At 37.5% G+C, this 16,829-nt stretch carries 17 protein-coding genes; 10 read left to right on the top strand and 7 right to left on the bottom strand.

The window, feature by feature from the left end; translation table 11 throughout:
• Positions 1-123: 123 nt before the first annotated feature.
• From FW754_RS08670 to FW754_RS08685, 4 genes are all read left to right on the top strand, one after another.
• The gene (locus FW754_RS08670) at positions 124-1,695 is read left to right on the top strand and encodes a PepSY-associated TM helix domain-containing protein (RefSeq protein WP_446324410.1); all 1,572 of its coding nucleotides are present in this window, start codon (positions 124-126) and stop codon (positions 1,693-1,695) included.
• A 454-nt stretch (positions 1,696-2,149) separates the two neighbouring features.
• Entirely contained in the window at positions 2,150-3,034 is an 885-nt protein-coding gene (locus tag FW754_RS08675) for a sulfite exporter TauE/SafE family protein (RefSeq protein ID WP_446324411.1), read from the top strand.
• A gap of 157 nt (positions 3,035-3,191) precedes the next feature.
• Entirely contained in the window at positions 3,192-4,283 is a 1,092-nt protein-coding gene (locus FW754_RS08680; RefSeq protein ID WP_409511355.1) for a 3-deoxy-7-phosphoheptulonate synthase, read from the top strand.
• Positions 4,284-4,357: 74 nt separating this feature from the next.
• Positions 4,358-4,882 (top strand): protein tyrosine phosphatase family protein, encoded by a 525-nt coding sequence (locus FW754_RS08685; protein WP_409511464.1) that lies wholly within the window; start codon positions 4,358-4,360, stop codon positions 4,880-4,882.
• Positions 4,883-4,956: 74 nt separating this feature from the next.
• Here the strand turns inward: FW754_RS08685 and ispF are convergent, their stop codons facing one another.
• A complete protein-coding gene (gene ispF / locus FW754_RS08690; protein WP_409511356.1) occupies positions 4,957-5,445 on the bottom strand; it encodes a 2-C-methyl-D-erythritol 2,4-cyclodiphosphate synthase in 489 nt (162 codons plus the stop codon).
• A gap of 111 nt (positions 5,446-5,556) precedes the next feature.
• Between ispF and FW754_RS08695 the strand changes: the two genes are divergently transcribed.
• The gene (locus FW754_RS08695) at positions 5,557-6,210 is read left to right on the top strand and encodes an A1S_1983 family putative colistin resistance protein (RefSeq protein ID WP_409511357.1); all 654 of its coding nucleotides are present in this window, start codon (positions 5,557-5,559) and stop codon (positions 6,208-6,210) included.
• Between the two features lie 55 nt (positions 6,211-6,265).
• Here the strand turns inward: FW754_RS08695 and FW754_RS08700 are convergent, their stop codons facing one another.
• The 5 genes from FW754_RS08700 to FW754_RS08720 all read right to left on the bottom strand — a co-directional run bounded on the left by FW754_RS08700 (position 6,266) and on the right by FW754_RS08720 (position 10,647).
• Positions 6,266-6,865 carry a GNAT family N-acetyltransferase gene (locus FW754_RS08700; RefSeq protein WP_446324412.1) on the bottom strand — a complete coding sequence of 200 codons (600 nt, stop codon included), beginning with the start codon at positions 6,863-6,865 and terminating at the stop codon, positions 6,266-6,268.
• Between the two features lie 38 nt (positions 6,866-6,903).
• Positions 6,904-7,752, bottom strand: a complete 849-nt coding sequence (locus tag FW754_RS08705) for an EamA family transporter (protein ID WP_446324413.1) — start codon at positions 7,750-7,752, stop codon at positions 6,904-6,906.
• 81 nt (positions 7,753-7,833) lie between these two features.
• Positions 7,834-8,871, bottom strand: a complete 1,038-nt coding sequence (gene fba / locus FW754_RS08710; RefSeq protein WP_419347453.1) for a class II fructose-bisphosphate aldolase — start codon at positions 8,869-8,871, stop codon at positions 7,834-7,836.
• A gap of 130 nt (positions 8,872-9,001) precedes the next feature.
• Positions 9,002-9,280 carry a hypothetical protein gene (locus tag FW754_RS08715; protein WP_409511361.1) on the bottom strand — a complete coding sequence of 93 codons (279 nt, stop codon included), beginning with the start codon at positions 9,278-9,280 and terminating at the stop codon, positions 9,002-9,004.
• 179 nt (positions 9,281-9,459) lie between these two features.
• Complete coding sequence (locus FW754_RS08720) at positions 9,460-10,647, bottom strand: phosphoglycerate kinase (RefSeq protein ID WP_409511362.1); 1,188 nt, start codon at positions 10,645-10,647, stop codon at positions 9,460-9,462.
• A gap of 137 nt (positions 10,648-10,784) precedes the next feature.
• On the opposite strand from FW754_RS08720, the gene FW754_RS08725 reads away from it, so the two are divergent.
• The 5 genes from FW754_RS08725 (at position 10,785) to dapC (ending at position 16,388) form a co-directional block, all read left to right on the top strand.
• The gene (locus tag FW754_RS08725) at positions 10,785-11,168 is read left to right on the top strand and encodes a DUF2237 family protein (RefSeq protein ID WP_409511363.1); all 384 of its coding nucleotides are present in this window, start codon (positions 10,785-10,787) and stop codon (positions 11,166-11,168) included.
• A 20-nt stretch (positions 11,169-11,188) separates the two neighbouring features.
• Positions 11,189-11,785 carry a Maf family protein gene (locus tag FW754_RS08730; RefSeq protein ID WP_446324489.1) on the top strand — a complete coding sequence of 199 codons (597 nt, stop codon included), beginning with the start codon at positions 11,189-11,191 and terminating at the stop codon, positions 11,783-11,785.
• A gap of 131 nt (positions 11,786-11,916) precedes the next feature.
• Positions 11,917-13,080: a ribosomal protein uL16 3-hydroxylase gene (locus FW754_RS08735; RefSeq protein WP_446324414.1), complete on the top strand. Its 1,164-nt coding sequence runs from the start codon at positions 11,917-11,919 to the stop codon at positions 13,078-13,080.
• Between the two features lie 208 nt (positions 13,081-13,288).
• A complete protein-coding gene (locus FW754_RS08740) occupies positions 13,289-14,962 on the top strand; it encodes an FMN-binding glutamate synthase family protein (protein WP_446324415.1) in 1,674 nt (557 codons plus the stop codon).
• A gap of 256 nt (positions 14,963-15,218) precedes the next feature.
• Positions 15,219-16,388 (top strand): succinyldiaminopimelate transaminase, encoded by a 1,170-nt coding sequence (gene dapC, locus FW754_RS08745; protein ID WP_446324416.1) that lies wholly within the window; start codon positions 15,219-15,221, stop codon positions 16,386-16,388.
• A gap of 64 nt (positions 16,389-16,452) precedes the next feature.
• Here dapC and FW754_RS08750 read toward each other — a convergent pair whose 3' ends face one another.
• Positions 16,453-16,725, bottom strand: a complete 273-nt coding sequence (locus FW754_RS08750) for a TonB-dependent receptor domain-containing protein (RefSeq protein ID WP_446324490.1) — start codon at positions 16,723-16,725, stop codon at positions 16,453-16,455.
• Positions 16,726-16,829 lie beyond the last annotated feature (104 nt).

Here is a 16,829-nt window from a genome sequence, read left to right on the forward strand (position 1 = left end):
ACGATTTATGTCATTGTTAGTTTTTGTATTCAATCACTTATAAAATTAACGCTGGTCAGCACAACACTTTTTGCTGTGCTTTTCGTGTTGAATTTTTCCCTTAATGATGGAATGACTTGAATCATGCAGAAATCGATTAGACAATCAATGGCATGGTTACATGCTTGGCTCGGTTTGAGCTTCGGATGGCTGTTCTTCGCTATTTTTCTTATGGGCTCTGTTAGTTATTACCGTCACGACATCAGCCTATGGATGCAACCACAATTTGCCACGATGCAAGTACAACAAAACACAGCTATTCAAAGTGCTTTTCAATACCTCAATACTCATGCACCCGATGCAAAAAGTTGGTACATTGGCGTGGCAAGTCCTGAACATCCTGTCAATCAAATTTATTGGCAAAAAGCCGATGGTGCATATGAAAGTAAAACATTAGATGCCAATACAGGTAAAGAACTGACACTTTCAAGCACGCAAGGTGGCGACTTTTTCTATGGTTTTCACTTTCAGTTATTTGGCATTCCCATCATGATTGGGCGGCTGATTATGACTATTGCAGCACTAATGATGCTCATTACGCTCATTTCGGGAATTATCACACATAAAAAAATCATAACTGACTTTTTCACTTTAAGAGCCTTTAAAGGACCACGATCTTATTTAGACTTTCATAATGTCACATCTGTGATTGCACTCCCCTTTTTCTTGACGATGACCTTTACAGGTTTGGCTATTTTTTTCTATGTACTTCTCCCTGATGGCTTAAAAAAGGTCTATCCCGACAATCCATTTCAATATTTTGAAGAAATTCGTACCATTTCAGTCCCCAATCAAGCGACAGCTCAACCTGCAAGCATGCTACCAAATGAGTACTTTTTACAAAAGACAGAACAGCTTTGGGGTAAAACTGCATTCGATAATATTAGTATTAAACAACCCAATACAGATCAAGCACAAATCACCGTAACAGAATTAAAAGATCATTCAATAACACGTAATCAAGCACAACTGAGTTTTAATGCACATACAGGGCAATTTCTTCAAGACACCCGAAATCACAGCGCAATTGCAACTTTAAATGCAAGTATGTATGGCTTACATATGGCGACTTTTGCACAACCACTGTTAAGGCTTGGACTCTTCTTTTCAGGCTTGTTAGGCTGTGCAATGATTGGTTCAGGACTTTTATTGTGGAGCTTAAAAAGACAACTACAAAATAAGCAAAACCAATTTCATTTCGGGCATTATTTAGTTAATCGTTTAAATGTTAGTGTTATTATTGGCTTACCCACTGCGATGCTGAGCTATTTATATACCAACCGTTTAGTTGATTTACCTGCAGGATCGCCGAATTATGAAATTTATAGTTTCTTTTCAGTGTGGTTGCTCACTTTTATATGTGCACTCTGTACGCCACAAAAATGGCTGTGGAAGAGTCAACTAAAAGTATTGATTATTTTAGCGATATGTTTACCTCTACTGAATCTTTATCAACTATTGAATCATCAATATATTCATTCTTTCGCAGATTATTGGCACTTCCTACGCATTGACTTAGCAATTTGGGCATTAGCACTTTGCGCAGTATTTTTACATCAAAAATTACAACCTATTCAACATAAAGCCACCCTCAAAATGCAAAAAAAATTGCTTAAACAACAAGATCAGCACAGCATTAAGGAGCCTTCAGCATAATGTTCATTCTGCTCATCTCCTGTGTTTTGGTCTGTATATGGCTTGCAAGTTACCTACTGTTTTTATGTAGTTCGAAACAAAGCGTTAAAATCACAGCCAACAAACACAAGCACCCCATACAATTCAGGATTATTTCTTATGCAAAGTTGAGCCGTTTTATTGCATTCTTCTTGATTATTCTTGCATTAGCCATTTTATGTGATCAATTTGGTATCAGTATTGGCATAGTCAGTTTATGGGTCTTTATGACACCAGTATTTTTCATTTTTATATTATGGTTCAATGATTTAAAAAATAAAACTAAACATGCCAAAAGAGGTTAAAAATACAATGCTCACTAAATTACCAAACAACTTTAGCATTTTTTTGCATAAGTAAATGAACAATCAAGACAACCCCTTATATGAAAAAGTCATAACATACGGCTGTTTTTAGATAATTGGCACCCGTAGTCATGTTTGGTCCTATTGAGTTTATTTTAGCAGGCGTTTTAGTTGGTTTTTGCGTTGGTATTACAGGTGTTGGAGGTGGTTCATTGATGACCCCTATTCTGATTAGCCTATTTCGTATTGAACCACATATCGCGATTGGTACAGACTTACTGTATGCCGCAATTTCAAAGTTTTGCGGTTCAATGGTGCATGCTAAAAAACTCAATATCGTATGGCCAATTGTCCTTTGGCTCGCTTTAGGCAGTATTCCTGCATCTATTATTACGCATTGGATATTGGATAATTATTTAAGTGGCTCAACTCATTATAAAGCAGTGCTCACCACAGTCTTGGGCTTTATGCTCACCCTTACAGGTATTTCAATTGTATTTCGTGCACAAATTGAAAAATTCTTTGCGAAATATCGTAAAGGACAAATATCAGAGCTTGAACAAAATTTCGATATTAAAGGTAAAAAAACTTATGTCGTCATTATGGGAATTGTTTTAGGCGTATTTGTAACATTGTCTTCAGTCGGTGCTGGTGCATTTGGTATTATGGCACTTATTTTAATGTTTCCTAATTTACCGATGATTCGTATTATCGGTTCAGATGTCGTACATGCAGTATTACTTACGTCTGTCGCAGGCTTTGCTCACATGACGTCAGGCAATGTCGATTTCCATCTACTCGGTTGGTTACTTGTAGGTTCAATTCCTGCCATTATTATTGGTACGCTCATTAGCTCACGCTTACCAGAACGTTTGATTCGTAAAATTTTAGGTATAACGCTCTTTGCACTCGGCATTAACTTTATTCTACACCCTGTTAAAAGCAAACCTGTAGAGAAACCACAAACAGCAATGATCATATCTCAAACGCAAGTTACAACAGCCATTTCAGTTTAAAGCACCCGCATTTCAAATGCATAGACAAAACTGGATGACATTTTTTTTATAGGTCCTATAGATTTTATTGATGTTTTAGATGGTTAAACATCCATAAAATCATGCTATATTCGGACTACTAACAATACTTTTGTATGATCTAATACCAGTGACGGCAATGAATACAGTAAAGTCAAATCAAATTACACAGTCAGATATTGATGATGTGAATGTACAAAGCATTCAACCTCTTGTAACTCCAGCACAATTAAAAGCTGAATTACCACTTAATGAGCAAGCCTATCAAACGGTATTACATGGTCGTGAAACTGTCCGCAATATTTTAGATGGCTCGGACAAACGTCTTTTTGTCGTGATTGGCCCTTGTTCTATTCATGATCCTGTTGCTGCACATGATTATGCAGATCGTTTAAAAGTTCTTAGCGAAAAAGTCAAAGATACTTTATATATCGTGATGCGTGTATATTTTGAAAAGCCACGTACCACAGTTGGTTGGAAAGGTTTAATTAACGATCCTGACATGAATGACTCTTTCAACATTGAAAAAGGTCTTCGTTTAGGTCGTAAACTTTTACTTGAACTCAATGAAAAAGGTTTACCTTGTGCGACTGAAGCACTTGACCCAAATTCACCGCAATACTATCAAGATTTAATTTCATGGTCTGCTATTGGTGCACGTACCACCGAAAGCCAAACACACCGTGAAATGTCTTCAGGTCTTTCATCTCCTGTAGGCTTCAAAAATGGTACAGATGGTGGTTTAACCGTTGCAACAAATGCCATGCAATCGGTGAAACATGGTCATAGTTTCTTGGGTTTAAACAACGAAGGACAAGTTTCTGTTATTCGCACCCAAGGTAATCCATACGCTCACGTTGTTTTACGTGGTGGTAATGGCAAACCAAATTATGATGCAGGCTCTGTTGCTGAAGCTGAGAATGCATTGGCTAAAGCTAAAGTCAGCAATAAAATTATGATTGATGCAAGCCATGCAAACTCAAACAAAGACCCGTATTTACAGCCACTAGTATTAAGAAATATTACTGAGCAAATTCAAGACGGTAACAAGTCTATTGTGGGTTTAATGGTTGAAAGCCATATCAAAGGGGGTCGCCAAGACATTCCTGAAAACCTAAACGATTTGGTCTATGGTCAATCTGTCACTGATGGTTGTATCGATTGGGAAACCACCGAAAAAACGCTACTTGAAATGGATGCAGCACTCAAAGATCTTTTAGCAAACCGCTAAGTCAAACAAAACGCCATCTACATAGATGGCGTTTTGCATTATGATGTTAGGGAAATAGAGTCTGTATGAGTATTATGAATACACTTGAACAAGAACTAAGCCAAATTGCCCATTTTCAGTTTATCCACGAGCATTTATTTAGCTCAGGACAACCCACTGCTGAACAATTTCAACACATTAAAGAATATGGCATCGATACAGTCATTAATTTGGCATTTTCCGATGCCGAACCTAATTTAGACAATGAAGATAAAATCTGTGCTGAGCTTGGATTAAATTATATTCAAATCCCAATTTTATGGGACACGCCTGAAGATAATCAGTGCCTGTTTGTTTTGGATTTAATTGCCCATTTGGTACAAGAAAAAATGGTTTGGGTACACTGTGCTGCCAATAAACGTGTCAGTAGCTTGATCTATTTATACCGTCAGTATTATTTAGATATGGATATGCCAACAGCACAAGAGTTAATGCATGAAATTTGGGAACCAAATGAAACATGGACGGGACTCATTTATGCCGTTTCATTACAATTACAAGGACGTAAATCAACACAAGATTTACAGCATTCTTTAATGAATGCTGATCAATTTTCTTAATATTGTGTAAATTAAACTGTATGTAAATTAATACTTAAAGAGAATGGAGTTCAATTTCTGTTCTCTTTTTAGACTTATTTTTGGTGCATAATCAATACCGTCGCAGTCGATAAAATCCCTTCCTGACGTCCAGTAAAACCCAATTTTTCTGTCGTAGTCGCTTTTACGCTAATTTGCGTCACATCGACGTTTAAAATATCTGCAATACTTTGACGCATTTCCAAATTATGCTTCGCTAATTTTGGACGTTCACATGCCACAGTAATATCGGCATTACCTAACACATAGCCACGATCTAAAATCAATTGATAAACGTGTTTAAGCAATACTCTACTATCTGCACCTTTAAACTGAGCATCCGTATCTGGAAAATGTTGTCCAATATCTCCCAATGCTAGTGCACCCAATAAAGCATCACAGAGTGCATGTAAAACCACATCACCATCAGAGTGTGCTTTTAAACCCTGTGTATGTGGAATTTTAATTCCTGCTAGTGTCACAAAATCACCTTGTTCAAATGCATGTACATCCATACCTTGCCCTATACGGATTGGAATGATCATGTTAGACACCTCTCAACTGTTTTCGATACGGAATTAAACGTTTAATTGTTGTATATGCACCTGCGATTTCGCTATAGTACATCTGCATACATTGTGAAAGTATAAGCGATCATGCTGTTGAATACCGAGACTAAATTGATTAATAAACCACTGACCGTACTTCTACTGAGCGTTGTAGGTTTAAGCACAGCTTATGCACAGCCTATTCAATGTAATTCGACTCTAAATTTCGCAAATTCGAAGCTCATTTGTAGTGACAAACTTAGTCCTTTACGCGAACAGTTAAATGATAAATATTTAACTGCTTATTTGGTGACTGATGCCCCACTTCGCCTAATTGATGACACCCATCGCCTGTGGTTTAGTCGCTTACAACAATGTAAAAATACCGCTTGTGTCAAAGCACAATTTGAACTTCGCCTTGAAGACTTGAATTTTTATACATCAATGAATCAAAGCCTAACGCAGCATTTTATTAAATATACAAATGGTAAAATGGCCAAATCACCTGTGCATCTACAAGTGCATCAACTCAGCAAAGATCGTATTAAAATTGAAGGTTTAGCTTATCGTAATCCCAATAACCGTACTTCAAGCCAAACTGTTTCTTTACTCGCCTATACCACTCCCGACAAAAAGAATGAAATTTTAGACAATGAGCATGATTGTAAATATCAACTCAACTTCCAAAAAGCACTTTTGGTGGTCAAAACGACACAAGTCGGCTGTGAAAAATTTAGTGGCATTTATCGCTTATATGATTGAAATAATCTAATTTAATTTTCTGATGATACTTATTCTAATCAACAGACCATTTAACTCAGCGCAACGCTAATAACGAGTGCAGATGTTCTTTTACATTACCCCACTCGCCTTTCACAATACTGTACATGATGGTATCTCGGATCGTAGCATCTTTTCGCATTGTATCTCCACGAATAACGCCATCTTTTTTCGCACCTAGACGCTCAATCGCTCGCTGACTTTTAAAATTAAATTGATCCGTTCGTAAACCCACTGTATTTACATCCAATTGCTCAAAAGCATATTCGAGAAGCAATAATTTACAAGTCGTATTCACATGCGTACGTTGCGCAGATTTCGCATACCACGTATAACCAATTTCATAGCGTTTTACATTTTCAAGAATATCGTGATAACTCGTTGTTCCTAAAATTTTTCCCGTATTTTCTTCAAGCACTGCAAATGGATAACGACTGCCGTTTTCCTTTTGTATCAATGCTATTTCAATATAGTTTCGGACTTCTGAAAAATGTGGTGTTGATGTTATCCGTAAATTCCACAATTCACCATCTTTCACGGCTTCAGCTAAACCCTGTTCATGTTCATAACTTAACGGAACTAAACGAATATTATTGAGAACAAGTTCGATATTTTCTATAAACAAATTGGACTGCATAATCTGCTACCTTTCAGGTCACCGTGATGAATAAAATACTAAATTGCCAACGCTAAACAAATAACTCCACCTAATCCGAGCACCAAGCCCAATACTGTTGATGTTTTCATTTCTTCTTTAAATATAAATAAGCCTGCAATTACACCCAATAAAATCACTATAAAATTCATCCCTGCAAAAACAACCGCAGGAGAATCTTTTAACAAAATATGCGCTTTGACATACAATGCAATATTGGCAAAATTAAACAATCCAAGTAATAAACCTGCACATAAACTTTTAATATGCCATTTGGTTTTTTTGATCAGTAAATATAAAATGCTTAAAATCAATGCCATAAAAAACATTAAATTTAAACTAACAGCAAATTGCACACCTAAACTTGAGGTATATTTGAGTAGAATATCAATAAGTGCATAGCCTAACCATACACTGAGTAAAGCATACATGCCTTGTTTTGTGGATTTTTCGGATTGCTGCTGATGTGAATATAAAATACAACCCACAGCCCCTAAACCCAAAACAATTCCAATAATTTTTAAGGTCGAGAATTGTTCTTGAAATAAAAAATAGGCTGCACTGAGTGATAAAATTACCGCTAGTCGTTGTGCAATTTCAGTTTTAACGATACCTGCTGTCTGTAAAGATTTCGATAAACACAAAAATACGCTCGGAAGTGCAATACCGAGTAAAATAATAAGCCACCATGGCGTTTCCGATACCGAAATATGTGCTAAATCAGGCTTAAACCATAAATATGCTAGCAGGCTTGCAATTGCATAATTGGCAGTAATCATCTGCATAGGCACATAATTTTGTGCTTTAAACCATTTTAAAAGAATAGACACAATGACACTACATGTCGCTGCGGTAAAGATAAGTTCCATATGAATTCACTCATTTTTTACAAGAAAAAGCCCACATTTTGTGGGCTTTTTCTTGTTCTAATCGTTTAATAATTTTAAAAATTATTTATAACGATCAACCATTTTCTCTAAAGAAATTGGACGAATTTTGTCAGCATTACCTGCTGTACCAAATTGTGTATAACGATCTACACAGATTTGCTTCATTGCAGTTACAGTTTCTGCAAAGAATTTACGTGGATCGAATTCACTTGGTTTTTCAGCCATCATACGACGCATCGCACCTGTAGATGCTAAACGTAAATCTGTATCGATGTTGATTTTACGAACGCCATGTTTGATTGCTTCAACCAATTGCTCAACAGGAACACCATAAGTTTCTTTGATGTCTCCGCCATATTGGTTAATGATTGCAAGCCATTCTTGAGGAACAGAACTTGAACCATGCATGACAAGATGCGTATTTGGAATTGCAGCGTGAATTTCTTTAATACGCTCAATTGCCAAAATGTCTCCTGTAGGTGGACGTGTAAATTTGTACGCACCATGTGAAGTACCAACAGCAATTGCCAAGGCATCAACGTTTGTATCAGCAACAAACTGACGTGCTTCTTCAACAGAAGTGACTAGTTGAGAATGGTCAAGTACGCCTTCAGCGCCTACACCATCTTCTTCACCTGCCATACCTGTTTCAAGACTTCCTAAAACGCCAATTTCGCCTTCTACAGAAACACCACATGCATGCGCCATTGCAACTGTACGACGAGTGACATCTACGTTATATTCGTATGACGTTGGTGTTTTACCATCAGCAGCCAAAGAACCATCCATCATTACTGATGAAAAACCCAATTGAATTGAACGCTGACAAACATCAGGATCAGTACCATGATCTTGGTGCATAACCACTGGAATATGTGGCCATTCTTCAATTGCCGCTAAAATCAAATGACGTAAAAACGGTGCACCCGCATATTTACGCGCGCCTGCCGAAGCTTGCACGATGACAGGTGAATTTGTTTCATCTGCGGCTAACATGATTGCACGCATTTGTTCTAAGTTGTTTACGTTAAACGCAGGAACACCGTAATTGTGTTCACCGGCATGATCCAAAAGCTGACGCAATGAAATAAGAGCCATAATATCCTCCCAAGCAATGCCCCATATTCTACATGCGGAAGTATTTCAATTCAGCAACAATATGTAGTATTTCAAAAAAAAGTCCCTGCATTGGCAGGGACTTTTTCTAAAAATATAGTATTTACTAATATTATTGCGCTTTTGGTGCTTCTTCTTCTGTCGCATGTGTTGCCACATCTGCAGGTGCATTAGCTTTTTCAGCAGGAATATCTGTATTTTTTTCATCTAAAACTGGTTGGTCAAGTGCATCTATTGCTGCTTTTTGTTCTGCTGATATTGTTTCAGATTCTGTAGTCGCTGCGCTAGAAACTGCAACCTGTTCAGATGCAGGTGCATTTTCTTGTTTTGAACATGCAGTTAAAGCGAAAGGTAGAGCAATCAATGCTGCAAGTACAAATTTAAATTTCATCACATTTTTCCAATAATTGCTGACTGAATACGATGTATTTTATTTCAGCAATATTTCATTTTGATGACTTAATGATGAATGACAAACGAATGTGTCACAAAACCTTCAAAAACAAAAAAAGGTCAGCCTAAACCAACCTTTTAAATACATCAGTTGTATATTACTTTTAAAGAATACGCTTAAGCACGTTCAATAAGTACAGCAACTGCAGGCAATGTTTTACCTTCTACAAACTCAAGGAAAGCCCCACCACCAGTAGAGATATAACCAATTTTGTCTGCAACGTCATATTTATCAATCGCAGCTAAAGTATCACCACCGCCAGCGATTGAGAAGCCTGCTGATTCTGCAATTGCCAATGAAAGTGCCTTAGTGCCTTCACCAAATTGATCAACTTCAAATACGCCAACTGGACCATTCCAAAGAATAGTTTTAGAGGTTTTTAGAATGTCCGCAAATACTTGTGCAGTTTCAGGACCGACATCTAAAATCATGTCGTTGTCTGTAACATCTTCAACTTTTTTAACTACAGCTTTTGCCACAGCAAGTGAACCTAAGAAATCATCAAAGTTAATTTCAGAAGCATCGGCAACCACAACGTCTGTAGGAAGTGGAACAGAAACTTTCGCAGCAATCGCTTTTGCTGTGTCAATTAAGTCATGTTCACACAATGATTTACCGACATTATAACCTGCTGCAGCAAGGAATGTATTGGCAATACCACCGCCCACGATCAATTGATCACATAAATCAGAAAGTGACGTTAAGACATCAAGCTTAGTCGATACTTTTGAACCTGCAACAATTGCAACCATTGGTTTTTCAGGAGTTTGAAGCGCACGACCTAAAGCATCCAATTCTGCTGCGAGTAAAGGACCTGCTGCTGCAACTTTCGCTAAACGTGCAACGCCTTCTGTTGATGCTTCTGCACGATGTGCTGTACCAAAAGCATCCATAACAAATACATCACAAAGTGCTGCATATTTTGCCGCAAGCTCAGGATTGTTCTTTTTTTCACCTTTGTTAAAACGACAGTTTTCAAGTAGTACCACTTGACCTGCTGCCACCTCAACGCCATCCAAATAATCAGTAAATAATTTTACATCTTGACCCAAAGCTTCAGTCAAATAAGCAGCAACTGGTGCTAAAGATTGTTCAGCTTTTGGTTCACCTTCAACAGGACGACCTAAATGTGAATACACCATTACCGCTGCACCTTTTTCAAGGGCAAGTTTGATTGTCGGTAAAGCTGCACGTAAACGTGCATCACTTGTAATCACGCCATTTTTAACAGGTACGTTTAAATCTTCTCGAATAAGTACACGCTTGCCTGCTAAATCGAGGTCAGTCATACGCTGAAAGTTCATGCATCGTTCTCTTATAGTCTAAAATCGCGTTGATTCTAAATGATTAGAGAAAAAAAGGTTAGCGACTTTTGTAGAAATGCTGTAGAAATTGTTAGTTTTGATTATTATAAGCAATCTCTGCATTATTTTAGTGATTTATGTCTTTTCATCCTGATCCAAAAATCAATGGTTTAAATGTCTTTGGTGAGCCATTGGCAAGTTGTTGTTTCCTACCTATTACAGGCTATTTCCGTAATGGTTTTTGCCATACTTCCCCTTCTGATCTGGGTCAACATACCATGTGTGCTGAAATGACCTCTGAATTTCTAAGTTATTCGCTAAGTACTGGTAATGATTTAACCACGCCTTTACCTGAACATGGTTTCCCGGGATTACAACCTGGTGATTTTTGGTGTATTTGCGTAACACGTTGGGTTCAAGCCTATCAAGATGGTCAAGCACCTCGTGTCAAAGCTGAAGCCTGTCATCAAGCAGTTTTATCTTATGTACCCTTAGATGTTGTTATGGAATATGCAGTCTAATGTCATATTCAGCATCTTCGATGAATAACCGAACTCAGATCATTTTGGCATCATCAAGTCAAACACGTAAAGACTTGATGAACCGCCTACGTTTAGATTATCTGTGCATTTCTCCCGATATTGATGAGTCACCTCAAGGTGAAACTCATGCAGATGATTTAGCGAAAAGATTGGCTTTTGAAAAAGCACAAGTGATTGCACAAGATCATCCTCATGCCATTGTCATTGGCTCAGATCAAGTGGCTTGGCGTGAGCATTCACCACAAGAATTTGTTGGTAAACCTTTGACTGTTGAAAAAGCCATTCAGCAGTTGGAGGCAAATTCGGGTAAGAATGTTTATTTCAGTACAGCATTGAGTGTGCAACATTTAGCTTCAGGTTTTGAGCAAACCTTGGTTGAACATTATCATGTCAAGTTCCGCGATTTAAGTCTTGAAGAAATTCAGCGTTATGTGCTGTTGGATAGCCCTTTGCACTGTGCAGGAAGTTTTAAGTGTGAAAGTTTGGGAATTAGTCTGTTTGAACAAATGATTGGGCAAGATCAAACCACATTGATGGGTATGCCAATGATTCAGTTGTGTAGGATTTTGAGAACACTCGGAATTTTATTACCTTGAAAGTTAAATAAGCTCAAACCAATCTCATCTTTATTTCAATGATCTAAATAAACTTGTAAAAACTTGCACCACCCCCTTTGATCATAAGACAATACACTCAATATTGATTTAATTTTGCTTAGGCTATTTTCATGTCCCAACCTTTAGATGTTTTAGGCGGAATTACCGCAGAACAATTTCTCTCAGAATATTGGCAAAAAAAACCGTTATTGGTACGTAATGCCCTACCAGAAATCGCAGAGATTTTAGTTCCTGATGATGTGATGGAACTTGCCCTTGATGAAAATACAACTGCTCGTTTAATTAAACAAAAAGACAAAGACCCAAATCAGTGGACAGTGAAAAATTCACCACTTGTTAAAGGTGATTTCCAAAAAATGCCAAAGTTTTGGACGCTTCTTGTTCAAGCTGTAGATCATTATTCATTTGATTTAGCTGAACTTTGGAAAAAATTTCCCTTTATTCCACAATGGCGTCGTGATGACATTATGGTGTCATATGCACCTCAAGGCGGTTCTGTCGGAAAACACTTTGACTTTTATGATGTATTTCTTGTTCAAGGTTATGGACGTCGTCGTTGGCAGTTGGGTCAAATGTGTGATACTGACTCTGCATTTGTCGAGGGTCAACCACTCAAATTACTCCCTGAAATAGACGTACATTTTGATGAAGTCCTTGCACCAGGTGACTTACTCTATGTGCCCCCAGGTTTATCACACTTTGGCGTGGCTGAAGATGAATGTCTCACTTACTCATTTGGTTTCCGCATGCCCAATGTTGCAGACATGATGGATCGTGTTAGTGATAAATTCATGTCAAATCAATCACTTCGCAATCCATTGATCGATGTCTTACGTAATCATCAAAATCCAATTGGTCAAGTGACTCAAGTAGAATTAGACCACCTCAAAGCTGAATTATTAGCAAAACTGAATGACTCTACCCTTTTAGAAGATGCCATTATGAGTCTAATGGCAGAGTCTAAATACCCTGAAAATATTCCTGAAGCAGAATCGATTGGTACAGGTGACTTGGAAGAAGTGCTGGAGCAAGGCTATTTACTGCAAATCGAGCCTGCTTCACGCTTAATTTATACTGAGCAAAACAATGTATTACTGTTTTGGGCAAATGGTGAATCTATCTGTATTTCAGCACAATTTGCACCAACATTGAAAAAAATTGCAGATGGTCAAGCCGTAGAATTGAATATTGAATTGGCAGATGATGAGGTTTTAGAAAACATCGCAGGTCTACTCAATGAATCAATCATGATGCTTGTCCCAACTGAGGAATAGATTATATTTAGACTAAATTAGTCTCTTAAATTTTCGTTCTAAATCCATAAAAGCCTGTGCAATTAATGATTGTACAGGCTTTTATTTTAACTCTTGTTAAATGCCAAAAAGTTAGAATGATTCTCAGCTCTAACAAATATATACTTGAGAATTCTCTTTTTAAAATGCAACGTAATCATCTATATAATTAGCAGGATTCTTAATAACAATGGCAAGCCCTTCGCAAGCAATAAGAAGTAAACTTTTAAATACTTTTTTTTCCCGTAATTCGGTCTGGTTTCTGTGCATTTTTATCGCCATTTATTTATCTTGGGTCATTTTATTTCAGCAATCTCATTTAATTTATTATTTTTTTTCAGACACTTTACTTAATGTTGTCTGGGTGATTAGTCTTTTCCTCACAGTTGTGGGCTTCTATGACGTGATCCAAGACAAACATGCCATTTTACGCAACTACCCAATTATAGGACATTTCCGCTTTTTTTTTGAAAGTTTTCGACCTGAGATTCGTCAATATTTCATTGAATCAGATGAAGATGCTTTACCCTTTTCACGCTCACAACGTAGCCTTGTATACCAACGTGCAAAAAATGAAAATGCCGATAAACCATTTGGTTCAATTATTGATGTCTATCAAGAAGATTATCGCTTTTTAAACCATTCCCTTGCGCCCCGCACACCTGCTGACTTTAAAACCTTCCGCATTCAAATTGGTAATGAACAATGTTCACAACCCTATAGTGCAGCGATTATGAATATCTCAGCAATGAGCTTCGGAAGCTTAAGCGCCAATGCGATTCGTGCCTTGAATAAAGGTGCCAAAATGGGCAATTTCTACCATGATACAGGTGAAGGCAGTTTAAGCCCTTATCATCTTGAAAATGGTGGTGATATTGTTTGGGAAATCGGTAGTGGTTATTTTGGCTGCCGTACACTCGATGGCAAATTTGATCCTGATAAATTTCAACAACAGGCAATCAACAACGATGTCATTAAAATGATTGAAATTAAACTTTCACAAGGAGCAAAACCCGGTCACGGCGGTATTTTACCCAAACATAAAATTACAGAAGAAATTTCACAGATTCGTGGTGTTCCTCGTGATCGTGACTGTGTATCACCTGCAAGTCATTCCGCATTTAGTACACCAATTGAAATGATGCAGTTTATCCAAAAACTACGCATACTATCGGGTGGTAAACCTGTCGGTTTTAAACTATGTATTGGGCAACCATGGCAATTTATGAGCATTGTCAAAGCTATGCTTGAAACAAAAATTGTACCCGATTTTATTGTAGTAGATGGTTCTGAAGGTGGTACAGGTGCAGCACCAATTGAGCTGATTGATCACATGGGAACACCATTACGTGAAGCCCTACTTTTTGTGCACAATACACTGGTTGGTGCAGGCTTAAGAGATCAAATTAAAATTGGTGCCAGTGGTAAAATCATCAGTGCTTTTGATATTGCAAGCATCATGGCGATGGGTGCCGATTGGGTCAATTCTGCACGTGGCTTTATGTTTGCCGTAGGTTGTGTGCAAGCGCAAAGTTGCCATACAAACCAATGTCCTGTTGGGGTTGCAACACAAGATGCTCAACGTCAAAAAGCACTTGATGTTCCGACCAAAGCAGATCGGGTATTTCATTTTCAACAAAATACAATGAAAGCACTTGCAGAAATGCTTGCTGCCGCTGGTTTAGAGCATCCAAATGAAATTAAAGCGCATCATCTTGCACAGCGCATTAGCGACCGTGAAATCAAAAACTATGCGCAGCTACATTTTTGGTTAAAAGAAGGTGAATTGCTCAATTGTGAAAACAAAGATGATGAAAACTTTTATTTCAGAATGTGGAATTTAGCTGTTGCAGATCGATTCTAATTGCGCACGCTTTATGATGTGCTCTTTAATATTCTGAAAGATCCTCTCTCAACCTTCTCCCGAAAGGAGAAGGAACTTTAAATATTCTTACTCATGCCATCTATGTATTAAAATACAACTAAATTTCATTTAAGATCTTTCATAAAATTTTGAAAAATAGCATACCATGAGTATTCAACCTGATAATATGTAGTAAATTTTCCACCTCATTTTACTCACTATTTTTCATTCAAATTCAAAAGTTGGTAATTGTTTCATGAACTCAAGTTTGTCTTTATTACATCCCTATCCATTTGAAAAGTTAAATAAACTTTTTCAGGATGTGCAACCTGCTGCACTGCCACAGATTCCTCTGTCGATTGGTGAACCAAAGCATCCTGCACCTGAGTTTGTCAAACAAGCAATTATTGATAACTTCCAACATCTTTCGACTTATCCAAACAGCAAAGGTTTACCTGAATTACGTCAGAGTATTGCCAATTGGTTAACTCGTCGCTTTAAACTCAATAATATCAGTGCAGAAGATCACATCATTCCTGTTACAGGTACACGTGAAGGCATTTTTTCTTTTGTTCAAGCCTTGATTAACCGTGATGAAGCACCTTATGTGGTAATGCCAAATCCGTTTTATCAAATTTATGAAGGCGCAACTTTACTTGCAGGCGCACAACCCTATTTTATCAACTGTACCGAAGAAAATGATTATTTAGGTGACTTTGATGCTGTTCCTGCCGAAGTTTGGGAAAAAACAGCATTACTCTTTGTCTGTACACCAGGAAATCCTACAGGTGCTGTATTATCAAAAGAACAATTTAAAAAACTAATCGCTTTATCTGACCAATACAATTTTGTAATTGCATCGGATGAATGCTATTCGGAACTCTGGTTCGATGAAGCACCTATTGGTTTACTCGAAGTTTGTGCTGAAATGGGACGTGATGACTATAAAAATTGTGTCGTTTTCCATTCATTGTCTAAGCGCTCAAACTTACCAGGCATGCGTTCAGGCTTTGTTGCGGGTGATGCAACTTTATTGAAACCATATTTAAAGTTCCGCACCTATCACGGTGCAGCAATGCCTGTTCAACATCAGCTTGCTTCAATTGCAGCATGGAATGATGAAACCCACGTAGAAGAAAACCGTGTTCAATACCGCGCTAAATTTGATCTTTTCCAAAAAGAATTGGGACATTTATTACCACTGAAAAAACCTGATGCAGGCTTTTACTATTGGCTCAAAGTCGATAATGATGAAAATTTTGCCAAGATGCTCATGGAAAAAGCTCACATTAAAGTATTACCAGGTCGTTATTTATCTCGTGAAACAGAGCAAGGGAACCCTGGTGAAAATCATGTCCGTCTTGCACTCGTTGCAGATCTTGAACAATGTGCAGAAGTAGTTAAACGATTAAAATCTATTCTTTAAGTATTTAGATTTGATCAATAAAAATGGGCTACACAGCCCATTTTTTACTTAAATACTCATCAAATTACCATTTATACGTTACACGTATATCCACTGCACATTCAGCCCCATAGTAACAATAGAATTGACATGTACTTACATATTCCTTATTACTCAAATTCGTCGCATTAACTTGTACATCAAACTGCTCATTTAGCGGATAACTAAGCATCGCATCATATAGCGTATAAGGATCCACCTTATATCCTTCATAATATTGTTCATCATTCGTACTACCGATATAACGAATTCCAGCCCCCAGACGCAGTCCATTTAAAATGATACGGTGTAGATTGATGCACTGGGTTAAACATGTCTATCGGTGGGGCAAAACCAAAATCATTATTCACACCATCAGTTTTATTTTTATAATAATCGACGCCTAACATAACTTTATTTTTA

This window comes from Acinetobacter sp. 1207_04 (assembly GCF_052850415.1).

What these genes read in the sequence shown, in the direction of transcription:
- FW754_RS08740 (WP_446324415.1), top strand. Translation starts at nt 13,289, where the DNA reads ATGGCAAGCCCTTCGCAAGCAATAAGAAGTAAACTTTTAAATACTTTT.
- FW754_RS08680 (WP_409511355.1), top strand. Translation starts at nt 3,192, where the DNA reads ATGAATACAGTAAAGTCAAATCAAATTACACAGTCAGATATTGATGAT.
- FW754_RS08705 (WP_446324413.1), bottom strand. Translation starts at nt 7,752, where the DNA reads ATGGAACTTATCTTTACCGCAGCGACATGTAGTGTCATTGTGTCTATT.
- FW754_RS08675 (WP_446324411.1), top strand. Translation starts at nt 2,150, where the DNA reads ATGTTTGGTCCTATTGAGTTTATTTTAGCAGGCGTTTTAGTTGGTTTT.
- FW754_RS08695 (WP_409511357.1), top strand. Translation starts at nt 5,557, where the DNA reads ATGCTGTTGAATACCGAGACTAAATTGATTAATAAACCACTGACCGTA.
- FW754_RS08715 (WP_409511361.1), bottom strand. Translation starts at nt 9,280, where the DNA reads ATGAAATTTAAATTTGTACTTGCAGCATTGATTGCTCTACCTTTCGCT.
- FW754_RS08700 (WP_446324412.1), bottom strand. Translation starts at nt 6,865, where the DNA reads ATGCAGTCCAATTTGTTTATAGAAAATATCGAACTTGTTCTCAATAAT.
- FW754_RS08730 (WP_446324489.1), top strand. Translation starts at nt 11,189, where the DNA reads ATGAATAACCGAACTCAGATCATTTTGGCATCATCAAGTCAAACACGT.
- fba (WP_419347453.1), bottom strand. Translation starts at nt 8,871, where the DNA reads ATGGCTCTTATTTCATTGCGTCAGCTTTTGGATCATGCCGGTGAACAC.
- FW754_RS08720 (WP_409511362.1), bottom strand. Translation starts at nt 10,647, where the DNA reads ATGAACTTTCAGCGTATGACTGACCTCGATTTAGCAGGCAAGCGTGTA.
- ispF (WP_409511356.1), bottom strand. Translation starts at nt 5,445, where the DNA reads ATGATCATTCCAATCCGTATAGGGCAAGGTATGGATGTACATGCATTT.
- FW754_RS08725 (WP_409511363.1), top strand. Translation starts at nt 10,785, where the DNA reads ATGTCTTTTCATCCTGATCCAAAAATCAATGGTTTAAATGTCTTTGGT.
- dapC (WP_446324416.1), top strand. Translation starts at nt 15,219, where the DNA reads ATGAACTCAAGTTTGTCTTTATTACATCCCTATCCATTTGAAAAGTTA.
- FW754_RS08685 (WP_409511464.1), top strand. Translation starts at nt 4,358, where the DNA reads ATGAATACACTTGAACAAGAACTAAGCCAAATTGCCCATTTTCAGTTT.
- FW754_RS08670 (WP_446324410.1), top strand. Translation starts at nt 124, where the DNA reads ATGCAGAAATCGATTAGACAATCAATGGCATGGTTACATGCTTGGCTC.
- FW754_RS08735 (WP_446324414.1), top strand. Translation starts at nt 11,917, where the DNA reads ATGTCCCAACCTTTAGATGTTTTAGGCGGAATTACCGCAGAACAATTT.